Annotated in this window: 11 protein-coding genes and 1 pseudogene; 8 read left to right on the top strand and 4 right to left on the bottom strand. The window is 64.5% G+C overall.

Annotation, left to right across the window (positions count from 1 at the left end; genetic code table 11):
• Nucleotides 1-113: 113 nt before the first annotated feature.
• Nucleotides 114-452, top strand: a complete 339-nt coding sequence (locus AC3RCP_RS01865) for a hypothetical protein (RefSeq protein WP_007927325.1) — start codon at nt 114-116, stop codon at nt 450-452.
• Between the two features lie 66 nt (nt 453-518).
• On the opposite strand, the gene lapD is transcribed toward AC3RCP_RS01865, so the two are convergent.
• Nucleotides 519-2,465: a cyclic di-GMP receptor LapD gene (gene lapD / locus AC3RCP_RS01860; protein WP_087092296.1), complete on the bottom strand. Its 1,947-nt coding sequence runs from the start codon at nt 2,463-2,465 to the stop codon at nt 519-521.
• A 14-nt stretch (nt 2,466-2,479) separates the two neighbouring features.
• Nucleotides 2,480-3,169 (bottom strand): cysteine protease LapG, encoded by a 690-nt coding sequence (gene lapG / locus AC3RCP_RS01855; RefSeq protein ID WP_007927321.1) that lies wholly within the window; start codon nt 3,167-3,169, stop codon nt 2,480-2,482.
• 276 nt (nt 3,170-3,445) lie between these two features.
• Here lapG and AC3RCP_RS01850 point away from each other — a divergent pair, with 276 nt between their 5' ends.
• From AC3RCP_RS01850 to AC3RCP_RS01825, 6 genes are all read left to right on the top strand, one after another.
• Nucleotides 3,446-4,138 (top strand): GntR family transcriptional regulator, encoded by a 693-nt coding sequence (locus AC3RCP_RS01850; protein WP_097134081.1) that lies wholly within the window; start codon nt 3,446-3,448, stop codon nt 4,136-4,138.
• A gap of 72 nt (nt 4,139-4,210) precedes the next feature.
• Nucleotides 4,211-4,966, top strand: coding sequence for a thioesterase II family protein (locus AC3RCP_RS01845; protein WP_492571773.1), 756 nt, complete (start codon nt 4,211-4,213; stop codon nt 4,964-4,966).
• Nucleotides 4,967-5,654: 688 nt separating this feature from the next.
• Nucleotides 5,655-6,431: a DUF3050 domain-containing protein gene (locus tag AC3RCP_RS01840; RefSeq protein WP_007927316.1), complete on the top strand. Its 777-nt coding sequence runs from the start codon at nt 5,655-5,657 to the stop codon at nt 6,429-6,431.
• A complete protein-coding gene (locus AC3RCP_RS01835) occupies nt 6,428-7,357 on the top strand; it encodes a diiron oxygenase (RefSeq protein WP_492571774.1) in 930 nt (309 codons plus the stop codon). The genes AC3RCP_RS01840 and AC3RCP_RS01835 overlap by 4 nt, the downstream gene beginning before the upstream one ends.
• A gap of 15 nt (nt 7,358-7,372) precedes the next feature.
• Nucleotides 7,373-10,807: a non-ribosomal peptide synthetase gene (locus AC3RCP_RS01830; RefSeq protein WP_492571775.1), complete on the top strand. Its 3,435-nt coding sequence runs from the start codon at nt 7,373-7,375 to the stop codon at nt 10,805-10,807.
• Nucleotides 10,808-10,830: 23 nt separating this feature from the next.
• Nucleotides 10,831-11,295: an SRPBCC family protein gene (locus tag AC3RCP_RS01825; RefSeq protein ID WP_009041563.1), complete on the top strand. Its 465-nt coding sequence runs from the start codon at nt 10,831-10,833 to the stop codon at nt 11,293-11,295.
• A gap of 246 nt (nt 11,296-11,541) precedes the next feature.
• Here the strand turns inward: AC3RCP_RS01825 and AC3RCP_RS01820 are convergent, their stop codons facing one another.
• Nucleotides 11,542-12,327 carry a methyl-accepting chemotaxis protein gene (locus AC3RCP_RS01820; RefSeq protein ID WP_370686837.1) on the bottom strand — a complete coding sequence of 262 codons (786 nt, stop codon included), beginning with the start codon at nt 12,325-12,327 and terminating at the stop codon, nt 11,542-11,544.
• A gap of 69 nt (nt 12,328-12,396) precedes the next feature.
• Nucleotides 12,397-13,422 (bottom strand): annotated as a pseudogene (locus AC3RCP_RS01815) (HAMP domain-containing protein); the annotation flags it as partial.
• Between the two features lie 312 nt (nt 13,423-13,734).
• On the opposite strand from AC3RCP_RS01815, the gene AC3RCP_RS01810 reads away from it, so the two are divergent.
• Nucleotides 13,735-14,235 (top strand): sigma-70 family RNA polymerase sigma factor, encoded by a 501-nt coding sequence (locus AC3RCP_RS01810; RefSeq protein WP_009041561.1) that lies wholly within the window; start codon nt 13,735-13,737, stop codon nt 14,233-14,235.

Below are 14,235 nucleotides of genomic sequence, written 5' to 3'. Positions count from 1 at the left end.
GGTTCTTCCCACCGTGACGATTGTGCCGCCACGTCGCATACTCGCGACCAAAGCGCGCCGGTGGCCTATGCTGCTGACAGCATGATGCCGGACCATATCTAGAGGGATTCCCCATGTTCTACGTGCAACGCGATGCACAGGGCCAACTGGTTCGCGTGGAGGCCACACCTTACGCCGAGGCCACGGAAACACTGGCGGCCGACCACAATGAGATCCAGCAGTGGTTCGCCAACGAGGTGGTGGAAGTCAGCCTGAAACAACTCAAGCAGAGCGACCTGGAAATGATCCGGGTACTCGACGACTTGATTCAGGTGCTGACCAGCAAGGGCGTGATCCGCGTCACCGACCTGCCACCGGCGGCCCAGGCCAAGCTGATGGACCGGACCCAGGCGCGTGAGGCGCTGGGTGGCCTGAGCCACCTGATCAACGACGACGAAACCGGCCTGATCTGATAATCGCCGGCCAGCGGTTCCCGCACCTGCGCGGGTGCCGCTGACCGGCGATCTTCGTTCAGCGCCTCAGCGCCAGGGCGCGGGCTCGCCGACCAGGCGGCCCTGGACGCCGTACAGGCCCATCTCGCGAATCACCTGCAACTCCCCTTCGGTTTCCACGCGCTCGGCGATCAGCGGCAGGTCGATGCTGTGGGCGGCGCGCTGGATGGCTTCGATAAACAGGCGCTTGTCGCTTTCCTGGTCGATGTCGCGGATGTAGCTGCCGTCGATCTTCAGGTAGGCCAGGCCCAGGCGCGCCAGGTTGCCGATCATGCTGAAGCGCCCGCCGAAACGCTGCAGGCTCAGGGAGAAACCCAGCTCGCGCAGGCGGCGGGTCAGTTGTTCCAGCAGCGCTTGTTCAGGCAACTGCTCTTCGCCGATCTCCAGGGTCAGGCGCGGCCCCAGGCTGGAGTGCTGGCGCAGGATCTCGAACACCTTGTTCAAGGCCTGCGGGTCGGCCAGGGTCGCGGCCGACAGGTTCAATGCCAGCGAGTCCTGGTGCCCGGCCATCTGCTTGAGCACCTGTTCGAGCATCAGCAGGTCCAGGCGCGAGGTCCAGCCAAAGCGCTCCAGCCACGGCAGGAAGCGCCCGGCGGCGATGGTCTGGCCCTGCTCGTCGAGCAAGCGCGACAGCACCTTGTAGTGCAGCACCAGCGCGGTATCGCGGGTCGCGACCACCGGCTGGAAATACAGCTCGAACCGCTGCTGGCTCAAGGCCCCGTCCAGCAGGGTGTGCCAGGCGTGATGGTCGTCGCCGACGCTGGCCGCAGCGTCGTGGTCCAGGCAGGCCCAGCTCGTGTCGCCCTGGGCCTCGGCCTGGGCCAAGGCCTGGTCGCCCAGGCCGAGCACCGCCTGCGGTGAGTCGCCATGGACGAAAGGCGCCAGGCCGATGGAGGCCACGGACGCCACGTCAGTGGCGCCGGTGGCGTGCAGGCTGGCCAAGGCGTTTTCCAGGTTCTGCGCCAGCTGCAGCGCCTCTTCGCGCACCAGCCCCGGCGCCAGCACGGCAAATTCGCCACCGCGGATGCGGGTCACCAGGTTGTGGGTTTCCGGGTAGCGCGCGCATTCACGCTGCAATTGTTCGCCCACCGCCTGCAGCAGCTGGTCGGTGCGCTGCCCGCCCAGGCGCTGGTTCAGGCCGGCCAGGTCCTTGACCCGCAGCAACAGCAGGTAGCCGGAGCTGGCCTGTTCCGGGTTGCTCACCCGGGCATTGAGCTGCATCTCGAAGTAACGACGGTTGGCCAGGCCGGTCAGGTTGTCCTGGTAGGACTCGACCCGCAACCTTTCGCTGCGCTCGGCCTGTTCCTGGAACAGCGCCTTGAGTTTCTCGACCATCTGGTTCATCGCCTGCACCACGCGGCGCAGTTCCGGCGTGCGCGGCAACTCGGGCAGGCTGAGGAATTCGCGGCGGGCAATGGCGTGGGATTGCTGCACCATGTAGTCCAGCGGCTTGAGCTGGCGGCGCAGCAGCAAGGCCCCCAGCACCGCGCTCACGGCACCGCACAGCAGCAGCCAGCCGAGGCTGCCCAGGGCGCTTTGCCAGAGCTTGGCGACGGCGAACATCGGATGGCTGACCACCTCGACCCGCGCCGCCTGTTGCCAGCCACGGCTGACCAGGGCGTCGCCGCCAGCCGGCTCCAGGCCGATCAGCTTGACGAACCAGTCCGGTACGTCGCTGACCTCGGGCGTGCCGCTGCGCTCGACCATGACCTCTTCGGTGACCTGGTTGATCACGCGGATGCTCGAGTAGTAGCCGCTGTCGAAAATCGAGCTGACCAGTAGCTCGACCATCGCCGGGTCGTCGATGTTCGGGGTCAGGGACAAGGCCAGCGCCGTGGCCGCGTCCTGGGCATGGGAACGCAGCTGGTTGACGTACTGGGTGCGCGAACTTTCCAGGCTGACCATGAAGCTGCCGCTGAAGGCGACCACCAGGAACAGACAGATTGCGATCAACAGTTGTTTGAACAAAGACATCTGAGCTCGTGCTCCTAGTGAGTCGTCTCGACCGGAAAACCTTCGGCCTGCATTTTCTTCAACACGTCCTGCCACCGGGACAGGCGCTTGGTGTCACCGACTTTCTTGCTGCCCTTGCCGGGCAGCCACAGGCCCTCGGCATTGAAGGCGTACACCGGCAGCAGGTCGGTACGCTGGCTGGCCGGCTGGATGGCGTCGATCAGGCTGTCGAGGACCAACGGCATGGCCTCCGGGCTTGAATAGTAGGTCAACACCATGTGCGCGCGGTTCTGGCGCAGGGCCTTGACGTAGGTGATGCGCAGCTTGTCACTGGAAACACCGAGGTGGCGCAGGCTGAAATACTTGGCGATCGCATAGTCCTCGCAATCGCCGGCGCCCTTCCACAGGGCCTCGACCGGGGTTTCCCAATAATCCACCTGATGCCACAGGTCGATGTCTTCCACGTAGCGCATGTTCTTGTTGAAGAACAGGTTGACCACCTTGAGCTGTTCCATCTCGCTGGCCTGGTTCTGGGTCGCCAGCAGCTGCTGCCAGGCGTCGATGCGCTTCTGCCCTTCGCCCAGCGGCCCGTACAGTGCGGTGGCGCGGCGGCTGATCTGCGAAAAGTCCCAATCGGCCTGCAGGCCACCCAGCAGCAAGCCGGCCAGCAGCAGCGCCGAAAACAGCCAGCGCAGGGTCCGAGAAAGAGCTAAACGTGCCGCCAATGCGAAGAGTCCATGGGAGCTGTCGTGGGTCGAAGGATGGTGCAGGTTGGTCCGCCAAAAGACAATGGCACCTTACAATCACAGCCCCTCTGGAGACGCTAAGCTGAAAGCAGGGACCTGTTCGTTTATCGGCCAGTGCTTGAGCCTCAGGAGGGCTGCCCCGAGAATCAGCGCCGGCAAAATCCATGACAGGGCCCAGACGGCTGGTTTGACAAGCTGCAGGGGGCTATCTAGCGTCCATTGGATCCAAACCTCAGAAAACAGGATAGCGTTAACGTGACAGAAAAACCGAGGCCCTTGAGCAAGATCGCAGTCAGCGGGCCGATCCCCGCCCACCTCGCGCGCTCGGTGATCGAGGAAACCCTGCGCGCGGCGATTCTCGACGGCCGCCTGCCCAGCGGCACGGCGCTGCGCCAGCAGGATCTGGCCGACCTCTTCGGCGTCAGCCGCATGCCGGTGCGCGAGGCCTTGCGCCAGCTCGAAGCGCAATCGCTGTTGCATGTGGTGCCGCACAAAGGCGCGGTGGTCGCCGAGCTGATCGGCTATGACGCGGTGGAAACCTACGGCCTGCGCCTGCTGTTGGAACTGGAGGCGCTGCGCCTGTCGATCCCGCTGCTCGACGCCGAGGACATCGCCCAGGCCCGTGGCTACATCGCGCAGCTGGAAAACGAAACCGACCACGCCGAAATCGGCCGTCTCAACCGCTTGTTCCACATGGCGCTGTACCACCGGGCGCCGAACCAGAAGCTACTGCGCCTGATCGAGCTCGAGTTGAACGAGGAAGAACGCTTCTTGCGCTTCCATCTGTCCTCCATGGGCCTGGGCAAGTTGACCCAGGACGACCACAACGCCATGACCGACGCCGCCGAGGCTAAGGACGTCGAGCGGGCGGTGGAGGTGCTGCGCGGCCATCTGGAAAAGGCCGCGAAGACCATTCGCGACTACCTCGAACGGACCGCCGAGGGCTGACAGCGGTAACGGCGGCATGACGCGGCCACGATGCAACACTCAATGACCGGCACACCGGCTTAAGGAAAAGCAGTGCACGCGCGCAATGACAAATGGCTGATGGTGCTCAACTCCGGCGAGCCGACGAAAACCCGGCTCATCTGCTTTGCGCAGACCGGCGCGGACCCGGAACAACTGCGTAACTGGTCCACCGGGCTGGGCGGACACATCGAGTTGGTGCTGGTGCGGCTGCCCGGCCACGGCAGTCGCCAGGCCGAACCCCCGCTCGATGACTGGCCGCGGCTGCTGGCCGACACCTTCCCTGTACTGCGCCCTCTGCTGGCCAAGCCCCATGCCCTGTTCGGCCATGGCCTGGGCGGGATGCTGGCCTACGAAGCCGCCAAGCACGCCCAGGCGCACTACCCCGGCCAGACCCGCCACCTGTTCATTTCCGCCTGCCGCAGCCCCGACTACCCATCGCCCCGGCCGTTGCTGCACATGTTGCCCGCGGCGCCCTTCCAGGAAGCCATGCTGTCGCTGGGCGCCACGCCGATCGAAATCCCCCGCGACCAGGCCAGCCGGAAGCAGTACGAAACGCTGCTGCGCGCCGACCTGAAGCTGTTCGAATCCTGGCGCGATCTGTCGAGCGGCAACCTCGATATTCCCCTCACCGCCTTCTATGGCAGCGAGGACCCGCTGGCCCCCGCCAGCAACATGGCCAACTGGCGCGAATTCACCCGCCGTGAGTTCGAGCTGATCGAGGTGGCCGGCAATCACTTCTTCATCAAGTCCCAGCGCCAGCGCCTGCTGCAGATCATCAATATCCACCTGGGCCTGCTCGGCGAATAATCCGCCGTCTTCCTCCCCCGCTCCTGCCCTCACAGGCCCGCCGACGATGGCTCAGCCGGCGATTTGGGCTCACTCTTGCTGTCGCCGACTGAAAAAGGGACGTGAGCGGCGCGCAGGCTTGCCCGCACACGTCGATCTGCAGACCCACGCAAGGAGCCCAGCGACTGGAGGGCATGACCGGGATCGGCTCCCGCATGCCTTCTCCCAGATATTCAACGACTTCAACTCAGCGCTTCGAAGTTTGCTTCGAGTGAGGCATTCACTCAGCGTTAAAAATTCCGACCTATATAAGTCGGAAGGGGCAACTTCATCTCAACAAAACTTGAACCAGAAGTTTTGCAGCAACTTGTCGCACGACAAAAATAAAAGTTTGAAAAGTATTATAAAAACAACTTGCCCGACACTTTCTCCTGTATTAGTTTTTTCTCCGCCGACATTAAACAACGTCGAGCAGCCGTTCATGAGCACCTGGCAAGCCTCGGCTTTATTGGCTCTCTAAAGCCCATAACGCCAAGACGACGGTTCTTTAACGGATAGACCGGCCAGCACTATAAAACTTTCCAGATTATCAACTCAGGTTTGAGGCCCCTGCTCGCCCGCAACAAATAAGCACTGGTTAAAACACCTATACGAGCCGCAACTAATCGGCCAATCAAACACACTTGAACATCTCAGACAGGCAGCCCAGATGAACGCCAACAAAGAACTTCTCGACGCCAAGAAAGCCACACTCAGCACTCATCCCATTTTTGCCGAAATCAACACACTCGCGGTTCTTCAACGCTTCATGCAGGCCCATGTTTTCGCCGTGTGGGACTTCATGTCGCTGACCAAGCGCCTGCAACAGGAACTGACCTGCGTGCGCCTGCCCTGGCTACCGCCGCGGGATCCTCGCGCCGCGCGGCTGATCAACGAGATCGTGCTCGGCGAAGAATCCGACGATCGCCCCGGGCAAGGCCATTACAGTCATTTCGAGCTGTACCTGGATGCCATGCGCGAAGTCGGCGCCACCACCGGGGTCGTGGAACGCTTCGTCGCGCTGCAACAGGAGGGCGTGAGTTTCGACACCGCCCTGCACAGCGTCGACGCCGACCCGGCCGCCAGCGCCTTTGTCCGCCAGACCGTGCACACCGCTGTGCAGGCGCCGGCCCATTGCGTGGCGGCGGCCTTTCTCCATGGCCGGGAAAGCGTCATCCCGCGGATGTTCCAGCGCATCCTCGACGACTGGGGCATCGGCATCGAGCAGGCGCCAACCTTTCGCTACTACCTGCAACGCCATATCGAAGTCGACTCCGACGACCACGGCCCGGCCGCGGAACAGCTGCTGCAGCGGCTGGTGGCTGGCGACCCGCAACGCCAGCAGGAGGTGTACGCGGCAGCCATCGCCGCGGTGGACAGCCGCATCGCCCTGTGGGACGGGCTGCGCCTGAGCATGGCCGAATCGGCGATCGGGGTGAGCGCATGAACGCCCTCGACTACCAATCCTTCGCCGACACCTGGGAAGAGCGCGCGACCATCCGCACCCGGCCACGGCGCATGCTCGAGGACGACGACAAGCTGATCTATCCCCTGAGCCGCCAGCCCCTGGTGCACAGCCAGAGCTTCCTCGACCACTGCGCCCATCTACGGGATTTCGTGCTGGTGCAAAGCCTCTACAAGTTCATCAACGACGTGGTGATCTTCGAGACCGAGCTGGTGGACAAGACCGCCCGCAATATCGCCAAGAATCGCTTCGCCATTGCCTTCCCCTTTGCCTGTCGCTACGACGCCATGACCGTGGTGGTGGACGAGGACTACCACGCGCTGGTGGCGATGGACTTCATGCAGCAGACCATCGCCATGAGCGGCATCGAGCCCATCGAGCTGCCCAGGGAAATCGAACTCAGCCGGGCCATCCCCGCCGCCCTGCGGCTGGCCCCCGACCACCTGCGCGACGCGATGGAGCTGGTCTGCGTGGCCATCGCCGAAAACACCGTGACCAACGATGTCGCCGCCTTCGCCAAGGACGACACGGTCAAGCAGTCGATCAAGGGCCTGATGGCCGACCACCTGCAGGACGAAGGCCGGCATTCGGGCTTCTGGTCGCGGCTGGTGCGCATCTATTGGCACGGCGCCAGCGATGCCGACCGCGCAGAGATCGCCCGGGTGCTGCCGGTGTTCATCGCCCAGTACCTGACCAATGACATCCAGAAGGACTTCGACTTGCGGCTGATCGAGCAACTGCCCGTCGCCGCCCCGATCAAGCAGGCGCTGCGCGAGGAGGCAGCCGCCCTGGCCTACCCGATCAACCGCCATCACCCGCTGATCGCCAACATCCTGCGCTTCTTGCGCAGCAGTTCGATGCTGGATTCGGCCTGCGTCCAGGACGCACTGGCCGATTACCTGCCCTAACGGAGGGACCCGAGCATGAGACGCCTCGACATCGTGTTGACGGGCCGCAGCCAGGCCCTGAACGAACTGGCCATGGAGCTGGAGCGCCACGGCCATCTGGTGCGGCGGCTGGACTCGCCGCAAGCCATCGCCAATGCCGAGGGGCTGCGGCCCCATTTGCTGATCGACGACGGCAGCCTGAGTGATTCACCGCGCCTCGCGGCGGACACCGCGCGCCTGGAATTGCGCATCGCCCTGATCGTCCAAGCGGCGCCCGGGCTGCCACAGGTGCGTCTGTTCCACCACCACGGCACCCGGCTGATCGAGCAGGCGAGCCTGCCGCCGGAAGCCAGCGGCAATGGCCAGGCCCTGCGCGGCAGCGCGGTGGCCAGGCTGGTCGCCAGCACCGCGCGGCTGGTCAGTGGTTTTTCCCGCGGCGCGGCGTTTTTCCAGCAGCTCGCGGCCCTGGACGAACCCAGCGAACCGCTGCTGGGCCTGGAGCGCCTGGACTCGCTGGCCTTCGAGCACCGGCACAACCCACAGCCGGCACCGACCTTGCTGCGCAGGATGCAGGTGCCGATCGCCCAGCGCCTCGACCAGAGCCTGCTGGCCTTCGCCCAGCGTCCGGCCTTGAATATCCAGGGCATCGACTACAGCTACCAGACCCTGCATCGGCTGAGCCGCAACTTGCAGCGGCAGATGCTGCGACACCTGCCTCCAGCCTCTGACCGACCACCGGTGATCGGCCTGTGCCTGCCCAAGTCGGCGGCGCTGTATGCCGCGATTCTCGCGACCTTCGGCTGTGGCGCGGTGTACCTGCCGCTGGACCCGGAGCACCCGGCGCAACGGCGGCGCTACATCCTCGACAACGCCGGCGCCGCCCTGCTGCTGCACGACGGCTGCGAAGACCTGGCCGACCTCGAGATGGCGCAACTCGATGTACGCCCCCTGTTGCATGACGCCGCCGAGGACTGCCTCCCGCTGCTGCGCCAGGCACCGCCGCCAGAGGCGCCCTGCGTGGCGATCTACACCTCGGGCACCACCGGCCAACCCAAAGGCGTGTTGCTCAGCCAGGGCAATCTCAGTCACTTCTGCGCCTGGTACAGGCGCCATGTCGAGCTGGACCCAGACAGCCGGGTGCTGCAGTTCTCCACCATCAACTTCGACGCCTCGCTGCTGGATATCCTGCCCACCTTCCTCTGTGGCGCACTGCTGGTGGTCCCCGACCAGGACCAGCGGCGCGACCCGCGGCAACTGCTGGCCCTGCTCCAGCGGCAGAAGGTCAGCCACGCCTTCCTGCCGCCGGCGCTGCTGAGCATCCTGCCCCTGGAGCAGCCGCTGGGCCTGGAGCATCTGGTGACCGGCGGCGACGTCTGCGAACCCTTCGTCATCCAGCGCCTGGCCGACCAGTGCGCGCTGCACAACATCTACGGCCCGACCGAAACCACGGTGCTGGCCACCACCCGCCGCCTGCGCGTCGACGACAACCCGCGCAACCTCGGCCTGCCGATCGCCAACAGCCAGGTGCTGATCCTCGACGAACAGCTGCAACCGCTGCCCGACCGCACTCCCGGCGAGCTGTACCTGGCCGGGCCCGGTGTCGGCCTCGGCTATCTGAACAACCCGGCGCTGAGCGCCGAACGCTACCTGACCCTGGACCTGCCGGACGAGCGCCGACTGCGGGTCTATCGCACCGGGGACATCGGCCAGTGGACCGACAACGGCATCGAGATCTGCGGGCGGCGGGACAACCAGGTGAAGATCCGCGGGTTCCGGGTCGAACCCGAGGAGATCGAGCATTGCCTGCGCGACGGCCAGCTGTTCCGCCAGGTGGCGGTGGTGATCGACGATCAGCGGCGGATCCTCGCCTACCTGGCCCAGCCGAACGCCGCCGGCAACGCACTGCAAACCCTGCGCGAAAAGGTGCGCCAGCGCTTGCCGGACTACATGCAGCCCAGCGCCTACATCGAGCTGCCGAGCATGCCCTGCACCGCCAACGGCAAGGTCGACCGCCGCGCCCTGCTGGCCCTGCCGCGTACATCCGGCAGCAGCCGCCAGCGACGCCTGCCGCAGAACGCCACTGAACGGCGCCTGCTGGAATTGTGGGCCGAGCTGCTGGAGCTGCCGGCCGAAGACATCGGCACCGACGACAGCTTCTTCAACCTCGGCGGCCACTCGATTTTGCTGTCGCGCCTGCTGCTGGCGATTCGCGAACAGTTCGGTCGCGGCCTGTCGATCAACCGCTTTATCGAGGCGCCGACCCTGAGCAACCTGGCGACCCTGATCGACGGCGCCGCCCACGACGGCCCGGACGCGTCCCTCGACCCGGTGTTCGCCGATGCCAACGCCGAACTCGACCTGCAGGTGCTGCCCATCAGCCAACTGGGCGATGTGCACAAGGTGCTGGTCACCGGCGCCAACAGTTTCCTCGGCGTGCACGTCGTCCAGGCGCTGCTGGAATGGGGCGCCAGCGAGGTAGCCTGCCTGGTGCGGGAAACGCCCACGCAATCGGCCGCCGCACGTTTTGCCCAGGCCCTGCGCGACAACCGCCTGGAGCATCTGGACCTGAGCCGGGTGCGGGTGCATGCCGCCGATATCAGCCAGCCACGGCTGGGGCTGGCGGCGGATGTGTACGAACGCATCGACCGCGAATACGGCGCGCTGGTGCACAACGCCGCCAACGTCAATCACGTGCTCGATTACCCGGCGCTGGCGCGCGACAACGTCGAGCCGCTGTTCGAGTGCCTGCGCCTGTGCGAAGGGCGCAGCAAGAAGGTCTTCAACTTCGTCTCGACCCTGTCCGCCTCCAGCAGCATCGACGCCCAGGGCCGGGTGCTCGAACAGCCGCCCGCGGCCACCCCGCCGATCTACATCCGCAACGGCTACAACCTGTCCAAGTGGGTCGGCGAGCGGATCCTGCAACGGGCCCGCGAACAGGGGGTGTGGGTCAATCTCTATCGCCCGGGCAACATCAGTTTCAACAGCCAGACCGGGGTCTGCCAGCCCCACCGCAACCGCCTGATGCTGATGCTCAAGGGCTCGCTGCAACTGGGCCAGGTGCCGCAGCTGGCGATGAACTTCGACCTGATGCCGGTGGACTTCCTCGCCCGCTTCATCGCCTTCCACGCCAACCGTTATCAGCCGGCCCACGCGGTGTTCAACCTGCACAACCCGCAGCCCTTGAGCTGGGAGGCCTATGTCGCCTCGTTCCGCGAGGCCGGGCGCGAGTTCCGCATGGTCAGCGTCGCCGACTGGCAGCGCCAGCTGGGCCGGGTCGACCGCGACAACGCGCTGTTCGGCGTCCTCGGCTTCTACCTCAACGGTTTCGAGGAAGACATCGGCGACATCTCGCTGATCGGCCACGCCAACGCCGAGGCCGGGGTACGGCGCATGGGCGCCGACTACCCGCCCAAGGACCCGGCGCTGCTGCGCAAGGGCTGCCAGTACCTGAAAGACATCCGTTTTATCTGAACCCACCCACGCTGGAGAACACCATGAAAAACCTGCAACCCGACACCCTGATCAAGAACCCGAACGCCTGCCAGGTCCTGTCCACCGTGGACATCGGCGCCGATGCCCGAAGCGTCTGGAATATCGTCGGCAACTTCGCCGGCTTTCCGGCCTTCATTCCCGCGCTGTCGCACATCGAAATGACCGGCGAAGGCGTGCGCTCGGTGCGCAAGAAGTTCTTCCACGACGGCAACATCGTGATCGAGCAACTCAACTCACGGGACGACCAGGCCCTGTACATGACCTGGAGCCTGATCTACGACACCCTGGGCATTGGCAATCTGTGGGCGGCCATGAGCGTCGAGGCCTTGCCCGGCGAACGAGCGCGCGCCACCTGGCGCATCGTCGCCGACCCGGCCGAAGGCGGTGCCGAGGTGGCGGCCTTCCAGGGGTTCCTGCAAGGGTTTGCCGATGAGGCAATGGGCAATGTGCAAAGGATGTTCGAGTAACGCTGAAAATGCCCCTGTAGCCGCTGCCGCAGGCTGCGATCGACGCCGAAGGCGGCGCAAGATTTGGGGATCGCTGGAAGGCCTTCGGCCTTTTCGCAGCCTGCGGCAGCGGCTACAGGGGTTCGGAGACCGGTAGATAGGGAGGCGGTCCGAAGTACGGCAAGGGGTGCCGATGGGCTGGTCGGACAGGTAAAAAAAACGCGATGAGCCATACCGGCCTCATCGCGTTTTTCAGGGCAGTGCGGGTCAGATCTTGAAGCTGTCCACCAGTTGCTTCAGGCGGTTGGCCTGCAGCGACAGGGCGTCGCAATCCTTCAGGGTTTCGTTGAGGTTGGCCACGCCCTGCTGGTTCAGCAGGTTGATCTGGCTGATGTCGACGTTGAGGGTTTCCACCACGGCGGTCTGCTCTTCGGTGGCGGCAGCCACCGACTGGTTCATGCCATCGATCTCGGTGATGCGCTGGGTCACGCTGACCAGCCGCGCACCGGCCTGGTTGGCCACTTCGACGCTCTCTTCGCTGGACGCCTGGCTGGCGTTCATGGTCGATACCGCTTCGCGAGAGCCGATCTGCAGCGAGGTGATCATCTTGTGGATCTCCTCGGCCGATTCCTGGGTGCGATGGGCCAGGTTGCGGACCTCGTCGGCCACCACCGCGAAACCGCGACCGGCTTCGCCGGCGCGCGCCGCTTCGATGGCCGCGTTGAGCGCCAGCAGGTTGGTCTGCTGGGAGATGCCTTTGATCACATCGAGGATGTGGCCGATGTTGTCGGTGCTGGCGTTCAGGGTTTCGATCTGGGTGCAGGACAGGCTGATCTTCTGCGACAGCTCGGTCATGGCCAGGATGGTTTGTTCCACCACCTGGCGACCATCGTCGGCCTGCTCGCTGGCGCCGCTGGCATGCTGCGAGGCATCGGCGGCGTTGCGGGCGATTTCCTGGGTGGCGGCACCCAGCTGGTTGATCGCCGCGGCCACGCTGTTGGTGCGCGCGCTTTGTTCGTCGGAACCGATGATCGACGCGTTGGACGAGGCCATCACGCGCTGGGACAAATCATGCACCTGGCGGGTGGCCGAGGACACTTCGGAAATCGACGCATGGATACGTTCCACGAACTGGTTGAACGAGCCGCCCAGTACGCCGAATTCGTCCTTGCTCTCCACCACCAGGCGGCGGGTCAGGTCGCCCTCGCCCTGGGCGATGTCCTGCATCGCGCGGCCCATGGTGGTCAGCGGACGCATCAGCACCTGGATCAGCAGGCTCAGCAGCACGGCAATCGCGGCCACGGCGATGAACATCGCCAGCAGCGCCGAGGTGCGGAACTTGCTCAGCGGGGCGAACGCCTTGTCACGGTCGATGGACAGGCCGATGTACCACTCGGCATTCGGCAGGCCGGTCACCGGGGTGAACGACAGGATGCGTTCCTGGCCGTTGAGCAGCACTTCCTGGGTGCCTTTCTGGATATGCACGTTGGCGCCCGGGTAGACATCCTTGAGGTTCTTCATCACCTGGTCCTTGTCCGGGCTGACGATCACCTGCCCGTCCGCGCTGACCAGGAAGGCATGGCCCAGGCCGCCGAAGTCCACCGAGTTGATGATCTTCACCAGGGTTTCCAGGCTCAGATCGCCCCCCACCACGCCCAGCAGCTGGCCGTCCTTTTTCACCGGCATGGCGATGGTCACCACCAGCCCGCCAACGGCCGCCATGTAGGGCGGGGTCAGCATGGTCTTGTCGGCCGCCACGGCCTGCTTGTACCAGGGACGCTGACGCGGGTCGTAGCCGTCCGGCATCTTCGCGTCAGGCCGCTGGGTAAACACACCGTTGACCTGGCCCACGTAGGTGAACTGGAAGTTCGTGGTGAACGCCGGCTGGTCCACCAGCCCCGGGAAGTCAGCGTTGGCGCCCTGGTGGGCGACGTTCTGCGAGAGGTTCTCGAGCACCAGGATGCGTCCGCTCATCCAGTTCTGGACGCTGCTGGAAGTGAGGTCACCCGCCTGTTCGATGGACGATTCGAGGTTCTGGCGAATGGTGTTTCGCTGCAGATAGTCGTTGTACAAAGTGAACAACGCGAATGCCAGAACCACTACACCGGAGGCGGCCAAAAGGATTTTATGGCTGAACTTGAGATTCATGTCATGGGACTTCTTATGCCGAAAGTGGGGATGCGTACGGGATGCAACTTTCCATGTAACAACGCAGGCGGCGTTCTACGACCGCTCTACTTTGGTGCACGCATGGGTCTCACTGTCTGTCGGCACGAGACGGATAAATCTTAGCGATTTGTCAGAAATGTACCTGTTATCTGCAAAAAACCGCTGAACGGCAGGCTAGAGCGGTCGCATCGGACTTTTCCGTAGCCGGTCGCCCTGCGGCTGTTGCAAAATCCCAAACCCTTGATGACAATGCGACTAATTATCATTTGTGACAGCCGGGCAGTCGCATCCATGTCATCACCTGAGTTCGCGGTACAGGCGCTTTACAGCCATCACCATGGCTGGCTCAACACATGGTTACGCAGCCGGCTGGGCAACGCCGCCGATGCCGCCGACCTGGCGCAGGACACCTTCGTGCGCCTGTTGCAGCGCACCGAACGCCTGGAACTCAAGGCCCCGCGCGCCTTCCTGCGGACCATCGCCCGCGGCCTGGTGATCGACCACTGGCGCCGCGAGGAAATCGAACGCGCCTACCTGGAAACCATCGCCCATCTGCCGCAAGCCCAAGCCCCCAGCGAGGAAGCCCGCGCCCTGGTACTGGAGCTGCTGGAAAGCATCGCGCGCATGCTCGAAGGCCTGAAGCCGAAAGTGCGCAAGGCGTTCCTGCTGGCCCAGTGCGAAGGCCTGACCCACAAGCAGATCGCCGAACAGATGGGGCTGTCCCTGCGTTCGGTGGAGCGTTACGTGGCCGACGCGCTGTTCCACTGCTACCTGCTGCGCTATGAGGCGTGA

The organism is Pseudomonas sp. GW822-FHT05A08, assembly GCF_058800485.1.
The sequence above is the reverse complement of the archived record's forward strand: the minus strand, read 5'-3'. Positions and strand labels throughout refer to the sequence as shown.

Excerpts from the sequence above, each read along its gene's own strand:
- AC3RCP_RS01865 (WP_007927325.1), top strand. The coding sequence starts at position 114 with ATGTTCTACGTGCAACGCGATGCACAGGGCCAACTGGTTCGCGTGGAG.
- lapD (WP_087092296.1), bottom strand. The coding sequence starts at position 2,465 with ATGTCTTTGTTCAAACAACTGTTGATCGCAATCTGTCTGTTCCTGGTG.
- AC3RCP_RS01840 (WP_007927316.1), top strand. The coding sequence starts at position 5,655 with ATGAACGCCAACAAAGAACTTCTCGACGCCAAGAAAGCCACACTCAGC.
- AC3RCP_RS01835 (WP_492571774.1), top strand. The coding sequence starts at position 6,428 with ATGAACGCCCTCGACTACCAATCCTTCGCCGACACCTGGGAAGAGCGC.
- AC3RCP_RS01830 (WP_492571775.1), top strand. The coding sequence starts at position 7,373 with ATGAGACGCCTCGACATCGTGTTGACGGGCCGCAGCCAGGCCCTGAAC.
- AC3RCP_RS01825 (WP_009041563.1), top strand. The coding sequence starts at position 10,831 with ATGAAAAACCTGCAACCCGACACCCTGATCAAGAACCCGAACGCCTGC.
- AC3RCP_RS01820 (WP_370686837.1), bottom strand. The coding sequence starts at position 12,327 with ATGGCCTCGTCCAACGCGTCGATCATCGGTTCCGACGAACAAAGCGCG.
- AC3RCP_RS01810 (WP_009041561.1), top strand. The coding sequence starts at position 13,735 with ATGTCATCACCTGAGTTCGCGGTACAGGCGCTTTACAGCCATCACCAT.